This window comes from Streptomyces sp. NPDC007896 (assembly GCF_042959425.1).
Classification (GTDB): domain Bacteria; phylum Actinomycetota; class Actinomycetes; order Streptomycetales; family Streptomycetaceae; genus Streptomyces.
Genome location: NZ_JBIBKX010000009.1, coordinates 139,513 through 158,782 on the forward strand (window position 1 = coordinate 139,513; position 19,270 = coordinate 158,782).

Annotated in this window: 15 protein-coding genes; 5 read left to right on the top strand and 10 right to left on the bottom strand. The window is 68.8% G+C overall.

Annotation, left to right across the window (positions count from 1 at the left end; translation table 11 throughout):
- Positions 1-13: 13 nt before the first annotated feature.
- The gene (locus tag ACFZDJ_RS28135) at positions 14-916 is read right to left on the bottom strand and encodes an arginase family protein (RefSeq protein ID WP_391062819.1); all 903 of its coding nucleotides are present in this window, start codon (positions 914-916) and stop codon (positions 14-16) included.
- A 69-nt stretch (positions 917-985) separates the two neighbouring features.
- Positions 986-1,771 (bottom strand): DeoR family transcriptional regulator, encoded by a 786-nt coding sequence (locus ACFZDJ_RS28140; protein WP_391062822.1) that lies wholly within the window; start codon positions 1,769-1,771, stop codon positions 986-988.
- 454 nt (positions 1,772-2,225) lie between these two features.
- Here ACFZDJ_RS28140 and ACFZDJ_RS28145 point away from each other — a divergent pair, with 454 nt between their 5' ends.
- Positions 2,226-3,869, top strand: coding sequence for an amino acid permease (locus tag ACFZDJ_RS28145; protein WP_391062825.1), 1,644 nt, complete (start codon positions 2,226-2,228; stop codon positions 3,867-3,869).
- Between the two features lie 145 nt (positions 3,870-4,014).
- A complete protein-coding gene (locus tag ACFZDJ_RS28150) occupies positions 4,015-5,184 on the top strand; it encodes an aminotransferase class I/II-fold pyridoxal phosphate-dependent enzyme (protein ID WP_391062827.1) in 1,170 nt (389 codons plus the stop codon).
- A 487-nt stretch (positions 5,185-5,671) separates the two neighbouring features.
- Here the strand turns inward: ACFZDJ_RS28150 and ACFZDJ_RS28155 are convergent, their stop codons facing one another.
- The 3 genes from ACFZDJ_RS28155 to ACFZDJ_RS28165 are packed head-to-tail and all read right to left on the bottom strand — an operon-like array spanning position 5,672 to position 9,247.
- Positions 5,672-6,628: a VOC family protein gene (locus tag ACFZDJ_RS28155; RefSeq protein ID WP_391062830.1), complete on the bottom strand. Its 957-nt coding sequence runs from the start codon at positions 6,626-6,628 to the stop codon at positions 5,672-5,674.
- Positions 6,629-6,680: 52 nt separating this feature from the next.
- Positions 6,681-8,399, bottom strand: coding sequence for a bifunctional 3-(3-hydroxy-phenyl)propionate/3-hydroxycinnamic acid hydroxylase (locus tag ACFZDJ_RS28160; RefSeq protein WP_391062832.1), 1,719 nt, complete (start codon positions 8,397-8,399; stop codon positions 6,681-6,683).
- The gene (locus tag ACFZDJ_RS28165; protein ID WP_391062835.1) at positions 8,399-9,247 is read right to left on the bottom strand and encodes a fumarylacetoacetate hydrolase family protein; all 849 of its coding nucleotides are present in this window, start codon (positions 9,245-9,247) and stop codon (positions 8,399-8,401) included. The genes ACFZDJ_RS28160 and ACFZDJ_RS28165 overlap by 1 nt, the downstream gene beginning before the upstream one ends.
- Here ACFZDJ_RS28165 and ACFZDJ_RS28170 point away from each other — a divergent pair.
- Both ACFZDJ_RS28170 and ACFZDJ_RS28175 read left to right on the top strand, forming a co-directional pair.
- The gene (locus ACFZDJ_RS28170) at positions 9,206-10,993 is read left to right on the top strand and encodes a histidine kinase (RefSeq protein WP_391062838.1); all 1,788 of its coding nucleotides are present in this window, start codon (positions 9,206-9,208) and stop codon (positions 10,991-10,993) included. The genes ACFZDJ_RS28165 and ACFZDJ_RS28170 overlap by 42 nt on opposite strands.
- Positions 10,990-11,661 carry a response regulator gene (locus ACFZDJ_RS28175; protein ID WP_391062841.1) on the top strand — a complete coding sequence of 224 codons (672 nt, stop codon included), beginning with the start codon at positions 10,990-10,992 and terminating at the stop codon, positions 11,659-11,661. The genes ACFZDJ_RS28170 and ACFZDJ_RS28175 overlap by 4 nt, the downstream gene beginning before the upstream one ends.
- 75 nt (positions 11,662-11,736) lie before the next feature.
- On the opposite strand, the gene ACFZDJ_RS28180 is transcribed toward ACFZDJ_RS28175, so the two are convergent.
- The 4 genes from ACFZDJ_RS28180 to ACFZDJ_RS28195 all read right to left on the bottom strand — a co-directional run bounded on the left by ACFZDJ_RS28180 (position 11,737) and on the right by ACFZDJ_RS28195 (position 15,210).
- On the bottom strand, positions 11,737-12,507 hold the full coding sequence (locus ACFZDJ_RS28180; protein WP_391062845.1) for an SDR family NAD(P)-dependent oxidoreductase: 771 nt from the start codon (positions 12,505-12,507) through the stop codon (positions 11,737-11,739).
- Positions 12,504-13,826, bottom strand: coding sequence for a histidinol dehydrogenase (gene hisD, locus ACFZDJ_RS28185; RefSeq protein WP_391062848.1), 1,323 nt, complete (start codon positions 13,824-13,826; stop codon positions 12,504-12,506). The genes ACFZDJ_RS28180 and hisD overlap by 4 nt, the downstream gene beginning before the upstream one ends.
- A gap of 68 nt (positions 13,827-13,894) precedes the next feature.
- Positions 13,895-14,773, bottom strand: a complete 879-nt coding sequence (locus ACFZDJ_RS28190) for an SMP-30/gluconolactonase/LRE family protein (RefSeq protein WP_168516154.1) — start codon at positions 14,771-14,773, stop codon at positions 13,895-13,897.
- A complete protein-coding gene (locus ACFZDJ_RS28195) occupies positions 14,770-15,210 on the bottom strand; it encodes a response regulator (RefSeq protein WP_391062851.1) in 441 nt (146 codons plus the stop codon). Before ACFZDJ_RS28195 ends, ACFZDJ_RS28190 begins: the two co-directional genes overlap by 4 nt.
- Before the next feature lie 385 nt (positions 15,211-15,595).
- On the opposite strand from ACFZDJ_RS28195, the gene ACFZDJ_RS28200 reads away from it, so the two are divergent.
- Positions 15,596-18,028, top strand: coding sequence for a SpoIIE family protein phosphatase (locus ACFZDJ_RS28200; RefSeq protein WP_391062854.1), 2,433 nt, complete (start codon positions 15,596-15,598; stop codon positions 18,026-18,028).
- A gap of 173 nt (positions 18,029-18,201) precedes the next feature.
- Here ACFZDJ_RS28200 and ACFZDJ_RS28205 read toward each other — a convergent pair whose 3' ends face one another.
- Complete coding sequence (locus ACFZDJ_RS28205; RefSeq protein WP_391062857.1) at positions 18,202-19,263, bottom strand: ABC transporter permease; 1,062 nt, start codon at positions 19,261-19,263, stop codon at positions 18,202-18,204.
- Positions 19,264-19,270 lie beyond the last annotated feature (7 nt).

Consider the following 19,270-nt stretch of genomic DNA (forward strand, 5'->3'; position numbering starts at 1 on the left):
TGCGGCCTGCTGTCTACTGCTTGGCGAACTGACCCAGTGCCTTGCCGACCGTGGCAGCCAGCCCTCGGCCGCTGAGGCCACCCGGGTCCATGTCGGGGTTGTAGATGGTGATCTCGAAGCCGATCGCGCGCGGCGAGCTCATCGCGACGCGCAGCACGGTGGCGAGATCCTCCCAGGAGAAGCCGTCGGGCTGGGGGGCGTCGACGGCCCACATGATGCTCTGGTCCAGCACATCGACGTCCACATGGATCCAGTAGCCGTCCGGGCCGTCGTCGCGGGTCAGGTGGGCCACGGCCTCTTCGGCCGCGGTCTCCGTGCCGAGGACGCGCACCGCGTGGCGGTCGAGGGCCAGCATGTCGGGTGGCAGCAGCTGGCTGCGGTTGTAGTTCTGCGTCGCGCCGTCGCGGTAGCCGAAGGCGACCACGTCCTCGTCGCGCACCAGCGGGCCGCGTCCTTCGATGTCGGCGACCACGGCCGGTCCCCGACCGGTCGCGAAGGCGAGGTCGCTGGCGGAGGCGGCGCCCAGGATGGGGTTGGCCTCGGGCTGGTAGAAGTCGGTGTGTCCGTCTATGTAGAGGAGTCCGTAGCGTCCGCGCCGCCGCAGTGCGAGCATCGCGCCCAGCACGATCGAGCAGTCACCCCCGATGACGACGGGGAACTCGTCCTGGTCGATGACGCCGCCGACCGCGTCGGCCAGCGAGACCGAGTAGTCGTTGATCTCCTGCGGGTTCATGATCCCGGTGTCCGCATCGCGCGGTTCGCGCCAGGTCGGTGACTCGACCCGGCCCGCTCTGCGGGCTCCCAGTCGCCCGGCCAGTCCGGCGTTGAGCAAGGCGTCGGGCATCGCCGCGACACCCAGGTGGGTGGGAATGTGCCCGAGGACGGAAGGCGCCTCGATAATCGCGAAGTTGCGCATGGTTCTGGTTCCTCCTGGATCTGGTGGTGCGGAGTACTGCCGGACAGATCGTCCGGGGTGGGGCAGCCGTCAGCCGGTTTCGGCCACGGAGAGGGCGGGCGGGGTGAGGACTTGCACGTCGGCGTCGCGCAGGGCTTGTGCCAGGACCGCGTCCGGCATGCGGTCCGAGATCAGGCCGTCGAGGTCACGCAGAGGGCACACGGCACGCGCGGACACCACGTCGAACTTGGTCGAGTCGGCGAGGACGAAGGCGCGCGCGGAGTGCTGGATCATGAGCCGGCGGACGTCGACCTCGTCGGAGTAGTAGTCGGTGAGCCCCGCCGTGGCGTCCAGGCCCCCCGAGCCGAGGAAGGCGATGTCCGCGTACAACTCGGAGAGCGCCGCCAGGGTGTGCGGGCCGGAACAGGCCATGTCTCCGCCGCGCATGCGGCCGCCCAGGCTTATCACGTCGAGTCCGGGCCGCTCGGCCAGTTCGGCGCAGACAAGGAGAGAGTTGGTGATCACCGTCCCGGTCCAGTCGGCGGGCAGGGCGCGCGCGGCCTCCAGTGCGGTGGTCCCGACGTCGATCATCACGATCCTGCCGGGCTCGACCAAGGAAGCGGCGACCGCGCCCATGGCGCGCTTCTCCTCCAGGTGCATCGTGCGCCTGCTGCCGAAGGCGGCCTCGCTGGCACGGGGCTTGTCGGCAGGTGTGGCACCACCGTGGACTCGTGCGAGCACCCCGTCCTTCTGAAGCCGGATCAGGTCACGCCGGATGGTCTCCACCGAGACACCGAACTGTGTGGCCAGATCCTCCGTACGCACACCAGCCGTGACAGCCGCTGCGATCGCCTTGCGGCGTTCTGAGGGAAGCATCTCTCTCCATCCCGCTCCATCCCACGTCACCCCACAGAGGCGAGGATTAGTGAACGAATCTGTGGAGCAGTGTGGGGTTCCCCCTTTGCGCTGCACAACCCCTGATTCAAGATTCTTTCCCTGGCACCTACTTCCGAGCCGCGCAGGCGATAACACGCAGGCGATAAAAGGTGCATGGATGAGCAAATTGCGCACCGGTGGTCGCCGCTCCGGACTACGCGCCCCAAGGCCTTGACGACGCATCCACAACAATCCATGCTTTGCCTCACTTCTCCACGGGGCAAGGAGCTGCGCACACCGTCGTACGCCGCCCGGCCTCCACTGGTCCCTCGCCTCCGGCACACGCGTTGAAGACTCCCCGCCCATGCGCGCAGGCGCGCAGACCTGCCAGTGCCGGTCGCGCCGACCGCATCCGTGGCACCCAGGCCCAAAGCAGCAAAGGGAGCGGACCACCATGACAGCCGAACCCGCCGGAACGACCTCTGCGGCGTCGCCCGCCAAGAGCGCCGCCCCGCCGCCGACCGGACTGCGTCGTGACATCGGGCGGCTGAGCCTGCTGTTTGCCGCCGTCGGCAGCATCATCGGATCGGGTTGGCTGCTGGCACCGATGACGGCGGCGCAGATCGCCGGTCCCGCATCCCTGGTCTCCTGGGCGATCGGCGCGGGCGCCATCTTGATCCTGGCCCTGGTCTTCGCCGAGCTGGGAGCGATGCTTCCGCTCGCCGGCGGAGTGGCGCGCTATCCGCACCTGGCCCACGGCAGCCTGGTCGGCTTCGCAGCCGGCTGGCTGGCCTGGCTCGGCTTCGTCACGACCGCGCCGATCGAGGTCCTCACCGCGCTGCAGTATTCGTCGAACTATGCGCCCTGGGTGGCCCACGTCTCCGTGTCGGACCACCACGAGACGGTGGTGCTCTCCGGCGCCGGCTATGTCGTGGCGGCGCTGCTGATGCTCGTTTTCGCGGTCGTCAACGTCACCGGGGTCCGGTGGCTCGCGCGCGCGAACACCGCCGTCGTCTGGTGGAAGATCGCCATCCCGGTGCTCGCGGCGGTCGTACTGATCGCTGCTGCGTTCCACCCGGGCAACCTGCACCAATTCGGCGGCTTCTCGCCGTCCGGCGTCAAGGGAATCCTGACCGCCGTCGCCTCCGGCGGCGTCATCTTCTCCTACACCGGCTTCGAGCAGGGCGTGGTCCTCGCCGGAGAATCCCGCAATCCGGGCCGCAACGTGCCGCGCGCCGTCATCGGCTCGGTGCTCCTCGCGGTCTGTGTCTATGTGCTGCTGGAACTGGCCTTCGTCGGAGCCGTGGACCCGCACAGCCTGGAACACGGATGGGGGGCCGTGGACATCGCCGGAAACTTCGGCCCCTTCGCCGCCATAGCCAGTGGCCTGGGCTTCGGGTGGCTCGCGACACTGCTCTACATCGACTCGACAGTCTCTCCGGGCGCCGAGGGCCTGCTGTACATCGGCACCAGCGCCCGGACCACCTATGCGATGAGCCGCAACGGATATCTGCCATACCGCTTCAGCAAGGTCAACAAGGGCGGCACTCCCGCCTTCAGCATCGGCAGCGCCTTCGTGATCGGGATGATCGCTTTCCTGCCCTTCCCCAGTTGGCAGTCCCTGGTCGGCTTCATCAGCTCCTCCCTGGTCCTGATGTATGCGCTGATGCCGCTGTGCTGGGCCGCGCTGCGGCGCCAACTCCCGGACCTGCCTCGTCCCTTCCGCCTGCCGCTGGGCCAACCGCTGGCGTTCCTCGCCTTCTACGTGGCCAACCTGGTCGTCTATTGGAGCGGCTGGCAGACGAACTGGAAGCTCTTCACCGCCCTGCTCATCGGCTTCGTCCTGCTCACCGTGGTGCGGGCAGGGCAGCGCGGGCCCAGGGGGCCGCTGGACCTGCGCGCCGGCTGGTGGCTCGCCCCGTACTTCGGCGGCCTGGCGCTGCTGTCGTGGCTTGGCACCTTCGGCGGCGGCCGCGGCGTCATCACCTTCGGTCCGGACGCTGTCGCCGTGCTGGTGCTGTCCGGCGCCGTCTGGTGGGTCGCGCTCCGAAGCAGGCTGGACGACGCCGGCGTCACCGTCGACGCCGGCGAAGGATGACGGCGCCTTCGTCGTCTTCAGGAGTCCCGCCACCGTAGATGCCCTCCCCCTACCCTCTGACCACACACATACCTTGCGGTGGCCACCCCGAAGGACCATCGCTTCCCCGTCGGCTAGAGCCGGCGGCCCCCACAAAGGAGATCTGATGGATCAGCACACCGCCCGCCTGACGGTCGAGCCGCTCGAGCAGCTGCGGCTGCGCCGCAGCACGAAATGGCGCACCTACACGCCGGATGTCCTCCCGCTGGGCATCGCCGAGATGGACTTCGCGCTGGCCGAACCCGTCCACGCGGCCCTGCACGAGGCCCTTGAACACTCTGACACCGGCTATGCCGCGCCGACGCCCGATCTCGGCTGCGCCGTGGCCGCCTTCGCCGAGCGGCGATGGAGGTGGAAGATCGACCCGGCGTCGGTGACCGCGGTCACCGACGTCAGCGTCGGCATCGCCCAACTGCTGCGCGTGCTGGCCGCGCCCGGCGACGCGGTGGTCATCAGTCCTCCGGTCTACCCGCCTTTCTACGACCTGGTGAAGGAGGTCGGAGCACACGTTTACGAGGTCCCGCTCGCCCACGACCCGGCCCAGGGCTGGCGACTGGATCTCCCTGCCCTGGAGGACGCCTTCGCCAAGCGCCCGGCCGCCTACGTGCTGTGCAACCCGCACAATCCGGTCGGCCGCGCGCACCAGCCCGGCGAACTGGCCGAACTGGTGGAACTGGCGGCCCGCCACGATGTGCCGATCATCAGCGACGAGATCCATGCTCCGCTCGTTCTGCCCGGTGCGGAGTTCACCCCGTTGCTCAGCGTGCCGGGTGCCGCTGGCGTGGCGGCGTCGGTGGTCTCGGCAAGCAAGGCCTGGAACCTGGCAGGGCTCAAGTGCGCCGCCATCGTCACAGGGTCGAAGCGCATGCAAGAGGCGGTGGAGCAGTTCCCCGCGGACGCCCGCTGGCGCATCGGCCACTTCGGCGTGCTGGCCACGGTGGCCGCGTTCACAAAGGGCGAGGTGTGGCTCGACCGGCTCCTGCTCACCCTGGCCGACAACCGGTCACTGCTCGCCGACCTTGTCGCGGCACAGTTGCCGGGCATCACCTGGACCCCGCCCGAAGCCACCTACCTGGCCTGGCTGGACTGCAGCGCACTCGGCATCGGCGACGGCGCTGCGGCCCAGGAGCGGTTCCTGAAGCACGGGCGGGTCGCGGTCGAAGCCGGCCCGAAGTTCGGCGCGGCGGGCAGTAGTCACGTACGCCTGAACTTTGGCACCGGCCCCCACGTCCTCACCGAAGCCGTCGCCGGGATGGCCAAGGCGCTCGCGGTCTGACCAAGCGGTCCCGGGGGCAAAGTGCTGGGTGTGACGTCCCAGGTGGGGTGGTCCAGCAGTGATGGCGCAACCGTCTGCAGAGCGTACAGATCGTAGCCGTAGGCGAAGAAAACAAGCATGCCCGGCAGCAGGACGGTGCGTGCCCGCCAGCGTCTGCGTGGCATCGACTCGTTGGCAGCCTCAGTGCGCGTTGGCGATGGTGTCATGTCGGCCTTCGGATTCGAGCTGAGTGGGTGGCGGCCGTGGAGGCGGGCCTGGAGGCGCCGGCCGGGTGGTAGCGGGTGTGGACGCTTGTGTCGACGACGTTGAAGGGCGTACCGCAGGACACCGGAAACGGCACGGTCGAGTGTGCTGACGGCATGGCGGCGGCGCTGCAACGTTCAAGGCGTGCCTTGGTCTGCCTACGCGGAAGGCGTGGCGTCCATCAGCCCCGCCCCGGTCCGTTCGCGGGCGCCGTCAAGTCGGTGCTCGACGGCGCCCAGAGGCCTCACGGGTGGCTGGAGATCATCATGTCCGCCAGGTCTTCGGGCCTGATGAAGGACGGAGGGGGCGGAGGACCCCAATGGAAGAGGCCGCGTGCACCTTCGAGTTCCTCTGGGGTCCACAGGGCGTCTTCAGGGATGCAGTCCATGTCGCTGTGGTACTCGGCAAAGTTTCCGGCCGGGTCCTTCAGGTACCAGAAGAAGTTGCTTCCGGCGTAGTGGCGCCCCAGCCCCCACACGTGACGGCCAGGGTCCGTCTCGAGCATGCCCATCGCGCCGCGGCCGATCTCGTCGACGTCGTCGACCTGCCAGCTGGTGTGATGCAGGAAGGGCACCGGAGCTCGCTGGACCAGCAGATTGTGGTGGTCGGTGGAGCACCGCAGAAACACGCCCACGTCCTTGACTATGTCACTGACCTTGAACTCCAATCCGTTGGTGAAGAACGCGCGCGTGGTCTCGAAGTCAGTTGTGCCCAGGACGAAGTGGCCCAGGCGACGCGGCCGGACCGGATCGGAGCGCAGCAGGCTGAGGGACCGCTGGGCGAGGCGGGACGTTCGACCGGGACCGTTGTACACCGGAGCCGGTACGGGCGGTTGCACCAGGCGGGATCGTATGACGACACGGACGCTGACCCCAGTGGCCGGCTCGACTGCGACGCACTCGGTGTCCTTCCCGGTGCCGGTCGTGGTGATCTGCACCGGGAAGTCCAGGTGCTGCAGTCGGCGCGTGATGCGTGCCAGGTCGTCTGTGTCGTCGGCGGCGAACGTGGCCTCGAGCAGCCGGCGCCGGGCGCTGTGCACCAGGCGCAGCTGGTCGCCGCCGTCGGTGGTCCCGAACACAGGGCCGGGTCCAGCATTTCCCGTGGTCCGGCTTCGGACGAGGCCGAAGTCCTCGTAGAAGACGGCGGCAGCGGCGACGTCGGGCACTCCGAGAGTCAGCTGCTCGATCCTGTGCAGTGGCACGGGTTCCTCCCCTGACGGGTGGGCGGGCGGACAGGGTGGGACCAGTCGGTGCTCATGCGTGACCGCGTGACGGGGTTGCCGTGACGGGCTCCCGATGCCGGCTCGCGCCAGAGGGCTGCGCGGCTGCGGTCTGGTCGAGGAAGTCGTCGGCGAGCGCCGTCAGACCGGACATGTCGCTGCCGCCGAAGACGTAGAAGTCCGGCCGGTTGATGACGACCTCGACGCCTCGGGTACGGAAGTAGTCCGCGTAGGTTCCGTCGACATCGACGATGTCGGTATCGACGATGTCGGTGGGGCTCGACGTGCCGGAGGCGGAGGGACGCACCGTGTAGAAGTGACAGCCGAGGCGTTCCAGAGCGGCGGTGCGCTGGGGGCCGAGTGCGGTGCGCGGATCGTCGGTGATGCTGACGACGGTGAAGCCGGTGGTGGGCAGCAGGCGGTCGAACAGGTCGGTCCGGCCTGCGACCTGGACGCGTCCTTGAAGCCCGAGTTCCCCGGCGGGTGCCACGAGGCTGCCGTCGGCCGCCCGGTGCAGGATTCCGTGGATCAGCTGCGGAAAGTCCGGCATGGGCGGGCGGAAGCCGGCGCGGAACATCTCGTCGCGCTTGCGGGCCTCTTCCCGGTCGATGATGCAGGGGATCTTGCCGCTCTCCAAGGAGATGACTGTCCAGTCCCGGACGTGGGGGTCGCGCTCGGCCTGGTAGGTGTCGAGGAGTGTCTCGTCCGCCGCACCGGAAAGGACCAGGTCGAGTTTCCAGGCGAGGTTGCGGGCATCCCGCATGCCCGAGCACATGCCCTGGCCCATGAAGGGCGGCATCGTGTGAGCGGCGTCCCCGGCCAGGAAGACGCGGCCGGAACGCCAGCGACGGGCGATCCTGGCCTCGAAGGTGTAGACGAGTTGCCGGACCGGTTCGACGTCGTCCTCGGTGACGTCGAACGGGGCGAGCAGCTCCCACCCCTTGTCCGGCTGGAGGAAGTCTTCCGGGTTCTCGTCCGGTCGCAGGTGCCACTCCCACCGCCGGTGGTCCTTGCCCAGCGGCAGCACGGTGGTCGGTCGGCGTGGGTCGCAGACCTGGCCGGAGTCGAAGGCCAGCGAGAACGGGCGTTTGATGCGGGCGTCGATGACCAGCCACTTCTCGTTGAAGCCGAGATCGTCGCGGTCGACGCCCAGCATGTGGCGGGTTCGGCTGTTGGCACCGTCGCAGGCGACGACGTATCGGCCGCGGAACCGGCGGTGCTCACCCGTGAGGACGGGGCGCGGTTCGCCCGGGACCATGCGGGTGCGTTCCGCGGTCAGTTCGACGTGGTCGTCGTGCTGGACCAGGTCCACGACCTCCCAGCTCGGCATGTGCTCGACGGTCTCGGATTCAAGGAGCCGGTCGAGCAGGCTGCGCTCCAGGATGGCGGAGTTCTGCATGTAGTCCGAGTGCCAGCCGGAGATGCCATCCTCACCCCAGGGGAACTCCAGCAGGGTCTCGCCCTCGGCGTTGATCCAGGTGTAGCTCTTGGTCGCATAGGCGTCTTCGACGGTTGGGCCTTCGGCACCGAGCTGCTGGAGCATCCGCATGATCTCGTGGTCGATGTGACCGACCCGGGGAAGGCCGTACAACTCCGGCTGACGGTCGAAGACGACGGCGTCGCGGCCGAGCATCGCCCAGGTCGCACCCAGGGTCAGTCCTACAGACCCTCCGCCGATGATCAGAAGGTCGTGGATCTTGTCGCCGTCCGCTTTGACGGAGTCGTCGTCTTGGGATCGCAGGTAGGTGGGCATCAGGCACCTCCGGTGAAGGTCTGCCGGAGGTCGCCCAGGCCAGCGATGTGGCTGTGCAGTGTCTGGCCCGACCGCAGGTAGACCGGCGGGGTCCTACCCGCGCCGACTCCGGCGGGCGTACCTGTGAAGATCAGGTCGCCGGGGTGGAGGGTCACGATGGACGAGAGGTACGCGACCAGCTCCCGGACCGAGAAGATCATCTGGCTGGTGCGTCCATTCTGCAGCACCACGCCGTCGACCTCACAGCTCAGCGCCAGATCCTCGGGATCGTCGAGTTCGTCCGCGGTGACCAGGAACGGGCCGGTCGGCGAGAAGCCGGGAAAGGACTTGGCAAGGCTGAACTGCGGAGCGGGGCCCGCGTGCTGGGAGGTGCGTTCGGAGAGGTCCTGGCCCACGGTGAGGCCGGCGACGTACGACCAACTGTCGTCGGCGGAGACGTTCTGGGCCTCTCGCCCGATCACGGCGACCAGCTCCACCTCCCAGTCGACGGTGTCGGTGGGCAGCTCCACGGTGCTCACCGGCCCGGTGAGTGACGACAGGTACTTGGTGAAGATCAGTGGCGCGGCCGGGCGCACGAAGCCGGATTCACGGGCGTGCTCGTCGTAGTTGAGTCCGACAGCGAACACCTGCCGGGGGGCCGGGACAGGCGGGCCCAGGTCCTCGGGCCGGAACGGGAGCACCTCGGCGGCTTCAAGGCCGACCGTCGCGACCCAGCGGGACAGCTCGTCCCAGCGCTCGAATGCCTGCTGCGGATCGGGGCCGAAACGCCCGCCGCTGAGTCGCTCGATGTCGACCAGACCGTCACCGTGTACGAGGGACAGCCGTCCGCCGAGATTCGCCAACCGCATGGGACGCCTTTCGGAAGTGGAACACAGGAAGAGCCGGCGGGCGCAACGTCGGCGTCACACTGGCGTGACGCGAGTCTCCGGCCTGACCACTACCCGGCACATCCGACAGCTGACGCTCGGCGCACACGCGGACACGGACTTCTGGAGTGGCCGCTCAGGCAGTCTCGGACGGGACATTTGCCCTATGCGAAATGGGTGGACATGCGAGACGCTGCGCACGTGTCCCTGGAGAACATGGGTTTGGCGGTACTCGTCGAGTTGGTGGAGAGCGCAGTCGACGGAATCGCGGTGCTCAGCCCGGACGGCGAGCACTTTCAGCACGTCAACCAGGCAGGTTGCCACATTCTGGGCCGAAGGCTCGAAGAGCTCCGGGCCCTGCCGGCCGCCGACTTCCCACTCCCCATAGTCGATGAGGAACCTGGTGTGATGACCGTCGTGGCTCTCGGGGATCGGGAGATCGAATACATGCCGGCGGAAGTGCGGACGCCTCAAAAGCCCATACGGATCATCCGGTTCCGCGACGTGACCGACGCTCGGCGTCAGGAGCGGCAGCTCAAGGCATTCAGCCGGACCTCTGCGAGCATCGCGTTTGCCGAGTCGCTCACTACAGGCCTCGACTCCCTGGCGCGGGACGTCCGGCATGCGTCTGGCATGGAGGCGTGCACCTTTCTGATCATGGATGATCAGGGCGAACTGCGTCAGGTGGGCACATGCGGCGACTACCCGGGTACACCTGACTACGTAGAGCGTCTCAAGGTCTGCCGGGAACTGGGAGCTCCGTTGCTGTCCGCAGAGGTCTTCGGGACAGGCAAGCCGCTCGTGGTCGAGGGATGGAGGGAGCTCACGCTGGCCGACGAGCGCTTCGCACCGCTGCACAAGATCAGCCTGCGGCAGAACTGGCACACCATTGCGGTGCTCCCGCTCATCGTGCGCGGCACGACCGTCGGGGTTTTCAACGGCTTCTACCTCAAGGGCAGTCAGCCCTCCGACTCCGACCTGGTGTTCCTGTCGGCCATCGCCGACCAGGCGGCCGTGGCCGTCGACAACGCGCGGATGCTGGTTCAGCTCGAGGCGAAGGCCGCCCTGGACGAACGGCACCGACTGGCCCGTGACCTGCACGACTCGGTGAGCCAGGCGCTGTTCTCCATGACGTTGCGCAGCCGTGCGGTGCAGATACTGGCCGAGCAGGCCACACCTCCGATGCCGGAGGTGACGGCCGGCCTCGCCGAGCTCCGCGACCTTGTTCAAGGCGCACTGGCGGAGATGCGGGCGCTGATCTTCCAGCTCCGCCCCGAAGCGCTGCATGAAGAGGGGCTGGTCTCCGCCGTCCGGCGCCATGCCGCGGCCGTCGAGACCCGGCACCATCTCCCCGTCGTGGTGGAGATTCCTCAGCACCCTCTGCCGTTGCTGCCGGAGCAGGAGACCGATCTGTTCCGGATGGTCAGCGAGGCGATGATCAACGCTGTGAAACACGCTCAGGCACAGCAGTTGGAGGTCCACATCCGGTGCGAGGGCATGGACGGGCGGGACCTGCTGATAGAGGTGCGCGACGACGGCCAGGGCTTCGATCCGGACACACCGCATCCGGGCCACCTGGGACTGGTCTCCATGTCCGAGCGCATCATCCGGCTGGGCGGCACGTTCACGGTGTTCTCCGCCCCCGGCGGGCCGACCACCGTACGCGCAGCGATTCCTGGAGTACTGCGTTCCCCGGACGACAGGGCGAAAGAAGGAACAACGCGATGAGCGGGCAAGCGGGATCCGAGCCGATCAGAGTACTCGTCGTGGATGATCACACGGTCGTGCGGCAGGGGATGAGAGCCTTTCTGTCCCTGCAGACCGATATGGAGGTGGTCGGGGAAGCAGGCGACGCACAGGCCGCACTCGACTTTCTCGCAGCAGCCTCGGTGCATGGCGTCATGCCGAACGTGGTGCTGATGGACTTGGTGATGCCCCGGCTCGACGGGGTGTCCGGCATCCAGGCGATCAAGAAACACTACCCCGGCGTCGAGGTGGTGGCCATGACCAGCTTCAGCGAGACCGAGCGGGTCCGTGCCGCGCTGGCCGCCGGGGCATCCGGGTATCTGCTCAAGGACGCCGAGGCCGACGAGGTGGCTACCGCGATCCGGGCAGCGACCGTCGGCGAGACCCATCTGGACACGGCTGTAGCACGCAAGATAACCCGCGCGCTGACCGGAGTGTCCGAAGGCCTGTCATCCCTGAGTCAGCGGGAACGAGAGGTGCTGGTACTGGTCGCTGACGGCTACAGCAACCGGGACATCGCCGACGCCCTGACCATCAGCGAGCGTACGGCCCGCACGCATGTCAGCAGCATCCTGCTGAAGATCGGCGTGACGTCCAGGACGCAGGCGGCTCTCTGGGCGATCCGCCAGGGAATGACGTCGGCTCCGTGAGCCGGCGGCCATGCCTTCAGGGGCATGGCCGCCGGCGCGCGGAGCCGACGTCCTGTCACACCGAGATCCGGCCTCTCAGCGGGCGATCATGCCCGCCGAGAGGTCCACATCGGCACCGGTCATCCCGGGCATTTGCAGCATGGCCACCACGGCGGCGGCGACCTCGTCCTCCTCGACCATCCGGCCCAGGGCGGAACGCGACACGAAGGCCTCTTCCGCGGCAGCGGCGTCGGTGCCCGTCCGCTCGGCCTCCAAGCGGAAGTTGCGTTCCATGCGCGGCCCGCGGACAGGCCCCGGTGAGAGGCTGTTCACGGACACTCCGTGCGGGCCGGCCTCGTAGGCCAGGGTTGCTGTCAGTCCGAGGACTGCCGTCTTCGAGGCGGCGTAGGGGGTCCGGCGGGCCAGGGGACGCTTGCCTGTCACCGAGGCAATGTTGATCACGTCTCCGCGTCCGGCGGCCATCATGGGCGGCAGGAACGCGCGGCAGACAAGGAAGACGCCCCGCACGTTGACGGCGAACACGTCGTCCCAGTCCTCGGGGTCGATGTCGACCAGCGGAGCCACCGGCCCGGCCACGCCGGCGTTGTTGACGAGTGTGCAGATCACTTCGCCGTCGAGTTCCGCGCGCAGCCGTTCCACGGAGGCCGGATCGGAGGTGTCGCAGAGCGCCGTACGGGCGAAGCCTCCGCGCCCGCCGATCTCCTTCGCCACCTGGTCCAGCTTGTCCTGGGTGCGGCCCGTGAGGATCACTCGCGCCCCGGCGCCGGCCAGGGCGAGCGAGATAGCGCGCCCCAGGCCGTTGCCGGCTCCCGTCACCAAGGCCGTACGGCCGTCGAGCACGCTCATGCCGACGCGGCCCGGTAGACGTCCGGGGCCCACGGCAGGTCGGCACCCGCGTACTTCGCCGCCCGGACGTCGCCGGAGCGGGCGTGGCCCTCGAAGGACTCCACACGCGCTGCCCGTCCGCACAGTTCGCCGAGCTCGGCGCTGGAGTCGGTGTTCACGACCTCCTGGTAGGTGACCGTCTTGAGGTACTTGCCGACCCACAGGCCGCCCGTGTACCGGGCCGCGCCCCGGGTGGGCAGGGTGTGATTGGTGCCGATGACCTTGTCGCCGTACGAGACGCAGGTGCCCTCGCCCAAGAAGAGCGCCCCGTACTGACTCATCCGATCCAGCGCCTCCCGAGGCTGCCGAGTGAGGATCTGTACGTGCTCGCTGGCGAAACCGTCGGCGACGGCGTACGCCTCGTCGAGGTGGGCGACCACGATAACCTGTCCGTGGTCCCGCCAGGCGGGGCCCGCGTAGTCCTGGGTGGACATCGTGGGCAACAGGGTGCCGATGTGCTCCAGTGCCTGCCGGGCGACCTGCTCGGACGTGGTGATGAGCACGGCGGGCGAGTCCGGTCCGTGTTCCGCCTGGGAGAGCAGGTCGACCGCGACCACGAAGGGGTCGGCGTACTCGTCGGCGACCACGAGGACCTCGGTGGGGCCGGCGAACAGGTCGATGCCCACCTCGCCGAAGAGCTGGCGCTTGGCCTCGGCGACGTAGGCGTTGCCCGGGCCGGCCAGCAGGTCGACACGCCCGATGGTCTCGGTGCCGACCGCCATGGCGGCCACCGCCTGCACGCCGCCGAGGAGGTAGATCTCGTCGGCGCCCGCCAGGGACATGGCGGCGACGGTGGCGGCCGGGATTTCACCCTTGATGGGCGGGGTACAGGCCACCGTGCGTTCCACTCCGGCGACCTTCGCGGTCACGATGGTCATGTGGGCGGAGGCCACCAGCGGATACCGGCCACCGGGCACGTAGGCGCCGGCCGCGCTGACGGGGATGTTGCGCTGGCCGAGGAAGACCCCCGGCAGGGTCTCCACTTCGAAGTCGCCGATCGAGTCGCGCTGTGCCTTGGCGAACTCGCGCACGTTGCGCTGGACGGTGCGGATGTCGTCCAGCGTTGTCTCGGGCACGCCCGCCGCGATGCGGCGTATCTCGTCCTCGGTGAGCCGGAAGGAGGCGGGCGACCAGTTGTCGAACTTCTCCGAGTAAGCGCGCACCGCCTCGTCTCCCCGGGTGCGGATGTCGCTGATGACGCCCGCGACGGTCTCTCTGACCCGGTCGTCGGTGACGCGGGCAGCTCTGGGCGTGGTCGCGCCCTTGATGATCTGGGGCATGGGAACTCCTTGTCGGTGTGCGGGTGGTGTGTGCGTCGGGTGCGGGGGTGAGGAATTGGGGGCGGCGGTCAGGGCCAGCCGGCGCCGGGCGGCGCCGTGAGGGTGTGGATCAGCCCGGTGCTCACGCCGCGTGCGAGGTCGGCCATGGTGGTGTCGGCCGAGCAGAGGAAGAGCGTGCGCCGGTCGTGGCCGCCGAGCGTGCACGCCACGGCGAGTCGGCCGTCCGCGGACACGACGTCGGTCGTGGTCCCGTCGGCGCCGATGCGTCGGAACTCGCCTCGGCGCAGCAGGGCCACCCACAGGGCGCCGGTCTCGTCGAGGCAGAGGCCGTCGGGCATGTCGGGCAGCTCGGCGACGGTGCACCGTTCCACGAGATCGCCGTCGGGAGTGACGCGGAAGCGGGAGACCCGGTGGGCAGCCGTCTCGGCCACCCAGTACACGCGGCCGTTCGGGGAGACGGCCGCCCCGTTGGGAAAGACCACGTCACGGGTCACGACCCTGGTCCTGAATGCGCGCGTACGGGGATCCTCGGCCGCGAGGATCACCTGACCGGGGCGGGGATCTTCACCGGCCATGAGGTTGAAGCCGGTGTCGCCGACGAACGCCCGTCCGGTGCCGTCGACGACCATGTCGTTGAGGAGGCCGCGGGTCAGACCACTGAGGTCCGCGACCAGGGTCAAGGCCTCCCCGTCCCACGTCCACAGGCACCGGTCGAGGGCGCTGGCTATCAGCAGTCGGCCGTCGGGCAGGAAGCCCAGGCCGGCAGGACGGCCGGATACGCCGACGACCGTGTCCACGGAGCCGTCCGGGGTTATGCGTTTGACGGCATAGTCGTGCACGTCGGAGAACCACAGTGCGCCGTCCCTCCACCGGGGCGACTCCGGGTAGATGATCCGTTCGCCGAGCCGGAGCGGCGCCGGGGCGAAGCCCGGCCGGGTGCCGCTCACGCCGGGTCCGCCCGGATCTCGCCCCGCGGAACCGCCGGCACGCGGCTGCGGGCCCCGGCGACGCTGCGGGCTGCCTCCAGGACCTGGTCGGGTCCACATCCCTTGTCGACGAAGGCTGCGGCTCCTGCCTCCAGGGCCAGAGCGCCGATCCGCTCCCTGGGAGTCAGCGCCAGCACCGCCACTTCGTACCGGCATAGAGCCGTGACCACGTTCAATCCTCTCGATACGTCATCGGCGGTGGACCACAGATCCACGATGCCGATGTCTGGTGCATGACGGGTGGCCTGTTCCACGGCCTCGGCAGGATCGGCGACCGCCGCGACCAGCCGGAATCCGGCCGCTGCGGACAACAGGTCCCTCATCGCCTCACGGACGCGGACGTCATCGACGACGAGCAGCGCGGTCACACTGCCGTCGGAGATCCGGCTGGTCCTCACGGTTGCCCCTTGGACGCTTCAACTCAGCACCTCCGATAGGAGGTCGCTCCAGTCAAGTGGGGGGCAGGCCCGGGCAGATCGTCCTACTGACGGCACATGGCCCGGCTGTTGCGGACACTGCCGACCGGACATTTGTCGTGCGAGCGGCTGGATCAGATGGTCCCCGCACGGCGGCCGTCTGCGCGGCGGCGATCAGGACGCGTCCACCGGCTCCGCGGCACCCGGAGCACCAAGGAGACCGGTCATTTCGGTCACGCATGGATTCATGCGGCCGAGGAGGAGGGGATGGCGCAGGAAGCCTATGCTCTGGATAGACACAGCAGGGAGGCTTCCTACACATGCTCTGCGTGAACGGCGGAAACCCGCCGCGATGCGGCCGGCTCCCATGACATCTCAGCTCTCACCGTCCGAGTCCACGGCGCCGACGTCCCGGTCTGCTCCAGAGGCCACCCTTGTGCTCGACGCCGGCAGCAGGGTCGTCGCCTGGAGTCCGCAGGCGGAGGAACTGCTTGGCCATCGGGCCTGTGACATCCTGAACCGTCCGTTCGAGGAGTTGCTGGCCGGCTCTGCGGCAGGAATCAGTGGCGGATTGCAGCGCGCTACGGGAACAGCCTTCGGACCCTGTCCGGTGGCGCTGTGCCATCGTGACGCCAGCGTCCTGACCGGGCAGTTGTCGGCAACCGTCTTGCTGGGCGCGGACGAGGGACGTCAGTGGCTGGTCCGCCTCACCGTGGATCGCGGACGGGGCGATCCCGACTACCACGCCGCTCTGTTCGACGCACTTCTGCACCGGGCGCCGGTCGCTCTCGCCGTCTATGACGCGGATCTGCGCTGTGTACTGCAGAACAGCGAACTGCAACGCGTCTCAGGCCTGGCCGATGAGCAGCGTCTGGGCCGCACCACCAGTGAGACGCTTTCCGGCATCGAAGGCGAGGCCGTGGAACGGCGGCAGCGCGAAGTGCTGGAATCCGGGCTGCCACGCACAGATGAGGTACGGGGCATGACCCCGGCCGACCCCTCCCACGAGCATGTCTGGGCCGACTCCATGTTCCCCCTGCGCAACCACCACGGTGAGGTCTTCGCGGTGGCGCAAGCGATTCTCGACATCACGGAACGCGTTCACGCTCGTGAGCGGCTGGGGCTCGTGACGGAGGTGGGAAGTCGTCTCGGCAACACCCTGGACCTTCGTCAGACGACGTTGGACCTGGCCTGTGCCACGGTTCCTCTCTTCGCCGACATCACCTGCGTTCACCTCCTGGAGGAGGTGTTCGACGGCGGGACCCCGGCTCCCGGGCGTGTGAGCCCGCATTCCGTCCTGCGCTGTGCCGCCGTACGACCGGAGCTGCCCCGCCCGCGCCCAGGCGTCGCCGCGGTGTGCGGGTGCGGTTTCGGCCCGGTGCAGCAACGGGCGCTCAGCACCGGCGCAACCATGACGAGTGTCGGTGAGCGGGGGGCGGCCGATGAGCCGGGCGGCCACTCACACCTGTACGTACCGATCGTCACGCGAGGAATCACGCTCGGAGTGGTCACCTTTGCCCGCGGCACGACGCGGGAGCAGTTCGAGAAGGACGATTTCCTGCTGGCAGAGGAGATTGTCGCTCGCGCCGCCGTGAGCATCGACAACGCCCGCCGCTACAGCCGCGAGCGCGCCACTGCCCTCGCCTTGCAGCGCAGCCTGCTGGGGCACCCCGAGGCGGGCTCTTCCGCCGTAGACGTGGCCGCCAGCTACCGGCCGGCGGCCTGCGAACTCGGTCTGGGGGGCGACTGGTACGACGTGATCCCGCTCTCCGGAGCACGCGTGGCGCTGGTCACCGGGGACGTGGTGGGACACGATCTGCCCGCCGCGGCCATGATGGGACGGCTGCGTACCGCGGTACGGACGCTGGCGGAACTCGATCTGGAGCCCCCGGAGCTGCTCGCCCATCTCGATGACGCGGTGCGACGTATGGACGACGAGCAGAGCATGTCCCTCGACAGCGAACGGGCCTACTCGCAGGACGCGCCGACGGCCGCAGCGCAAGCGGAGGGCGCGGCGGGGTCCACCTGCCTGTACGCGGTCTACGATCCGGTCTCGCGCCGGTGTACCTTCGCCAGCGCCGGACACATGCCGCCCCTGGTCCTCTCGCCGTCCGGTACGGCGGAGTTCGCGGATCCGCCGGTCGGCCCGCCGCTGGGGCTGGGAGGCCCGCCCTTCGAGTCCGCCGAGGTGACGCTCCCGGAGGGGACCCTCCTGGTGCTGTACACCAACGGCCTGGTCCAGCAGGGCTCCGGCCGTGATCTGTCATCCGGGCTCCGGCAACTACGTCTCCTCGTCAGCCGCCCTCAGCGAGAGCGCACGCTGCAGGAGATGTGCCGGGAGACGGTTGACGCACTGGTCCCCCCCTCCCCCGTGGACGACGCCGTGCTGCTGCTCGCCCGCACCCGTGCACTGAATCCCGACGCATACGCCACGTGGGACATCAGCGAGGATCCTCAGCAGGTCTCACACATGCGTGCCATGGTCGCCGAGCAGCTGGAGCGGTGGGATCTGGACGCTTTGCAGTTTTCGACGGAGCTGGTGGTCAGCGAACTGGTCACCAACGTCCTGCGGTACGGGGCACAACCGGCGCGGCTGCGCCTCATCAAGGACCGGACCCTGATCTGCGAGGTATCCGACAGCAGCAGTACCTCTCCGCATCTGCGCCGTGCCCGGACGACGGACGAGGGGGGCCGTGGGCTGTTCCTGGTCGCCCAGCTGACCCAGGCCTGGGGGACCCGGTACTCGGGCGGCGGCAAGACCATCTGGGCTGAGCAGACCCTGGTCGCGAAGGAAGGCTGATTCGCGTTGCTGTGATTGAGCCGGGGCATGGACGGCAGGCGGGCGAACACCGGACCTGTTCGGCTCACCGGTGTTCGCCCGCTCCCTCGCCCAACAGGCGTGTTCCCCGCCCGTTCGCCTTCCTGCAGGGGGCCGCTGCGGGCGCCCCTTGTGCGGGAGCGGCCTCAGCGGAGTCATGCCTCCTGTGATGCTTTCCGGCGCCGCATGAACCGGGTGATCGCCGAGGTACGGCCCGTGGCGCCCCGCCGCACGGCCATCCCGACGGCGAGGAGCAGCGCCAGCCCGTTGAAGAGGTCCGGAATCCACACCGGGGCTCCGGCCAATTGCAGTCCCTTGACGCCTGTCGCCAGGACGTACACGGCGATGACCGTGCCCCACACGTTGTAGCGTCCGCCACGGAACTGGGTCGATCCCAGGAACGCTGCGGCGAACGCGGGCAGCAGATAGCCAGGGCCGATGCTCGGGTCCCCCGTGGCCAGACGGGAGGAGACCAGAGTGCCTGCGGCGGAGGCGACTACCCCGCAGGCGATCAGCGACAGCACGATCGTGGTGGAGGTCCGCACACCGGCCAGGCGCGCGGCCTCGATGTTCCCGCCGGTGGCGTAGACCCGTCGGCCCGCAGGGGTGCGTTCGAGGACGTACCAGACGGCCAGCGCCACGATCACCAGGAAGTAGACGGGGTAGGTGATGCCGAACAGTTGCCCCGTGGCGAGTTCCTGGTACGCGGCACCGAGATCGAGGATCTGCTGGCCGTCGGAGATCCAGGTCGTGATCGCCAGCAGCACTGAGGACATGCCCAGGGTCGCGATGAAGGAGTCTATCCGCGCGCGCACGATCAGCAGTCCTGTCGCCAGGCCGATGACGGCGCCCGCGACCAGTGTGAGCGTGACCGAGGCGGGAATGGGCAGGTGCCGGGACAGCAGCGACGCCGACAGGATCGAACCGACGGCGACCTGGGACCCGATCGCCAGGTTGAAGACACCCGCGGACAGCGGGATGACAAGGCTGACCGCGGTCAGTGCCGTGATGGCCTGGTCGTCCAGCATGGCTTTCCAGGTGTCCCAGTCGAGGAACGTGTCCGGCACCCACATCGAGAACAGCAGGAACAGCGCGGCGAAGATGTAGACGGCGCTGATGCTGCGGAAGGACAGTGCCTCGCGCAGTCGGTGGCGCGGGCGGGCGCGTTGGGGTGACGGGCGCTCGGTGAGCGTCTCGGTGTCATCAATCACGGTCATGTGGCTC

Excerpts from the sequence above, each read along its gene's own strand:
- ACFZDJ_RS28135 (WP_391062819.1), bottom strand. The coding sequence starts at position 916 with ATGCGCAACTTCGCGATTATCGAGGCGCCTTCCGTCCTCGGGCACATT.
- ACFZDJ_RS28140 (WP_391062822.1), bottom strand. The coding sequence starts at position 1,771 with ATGCTTCCCTCAGAACGCCGCAAGGCGATCGCAGCGGCTGTCACGGCT.
- ACFZDJ_RS28145 (WP_391062825.1), top strand. The coding sequence starts at position 2,226 with ATGACAGCCGAACCCGCCGGAACGACCTCTGCGGCGTCGCCCGCCAAG.
- ACFZDJ_RS28150 (WP_391062827.1), top strand. The coding sequence starts at position 4,015 with ATGGATCAGCACACCGCCCGCCTGACGGTCGAGCCGCTCGAGCAGCTG.
- ACFZDJ_RS28160 (WP_391062832.1), bottom strand. The coding sequence starts at position 8,399 with ATGCCCACCTACCTGCGATCCCAAGACGACGACTCCGTCAAAGCGGAC.
- ACFZDJ_RS28165 (WP_391062835.1), bottom strand. The coding sequence starts at position 9,247 with ATGCGGTTGGCGAATCTCGGCGGACGGCTGTCCCTCGTACACGGTGAC.
- ACFZDJ_RS28175 (WP_391062841.1), top strand. The coding sequence starts at position 10,990 with ATGAGCGGGCAAGCGGGATCCGAGCCGATCAGAGTACTCGTCGTGGAT.
- ACFZDJ_RS28180 (WP_391062845.1), bottom strand. The coding sequence starts at position 12,507 with ATGAGCGTGCTCGACGGCCGTACGGCCTTGGTGACGGGAGCCGGCAAC.
- hisD (WP_391062848.1), bottom strand. The coding sequence starts at position 13,826 with ATGCCCCAGATCATCAAGGGCGCGACCACGCCCAGAGCTGCCCGCGTC.
- ACFZDJ_RS28200 (WP_391062854.1), top strand. The coding sequence starts at position 15,596 with ATGACATCTCAGCTCTCACCGTCCGAGTCCACGGCGCCGACGTCCCGG.
- ACFZDJ_RS28205 (WP_391062857.1), bottom strand. The coding sequence starts at position 19,263 with ATGACCGTGATTGATGACACCGAGACGCTCACCGAGCGCCCGTCACCC.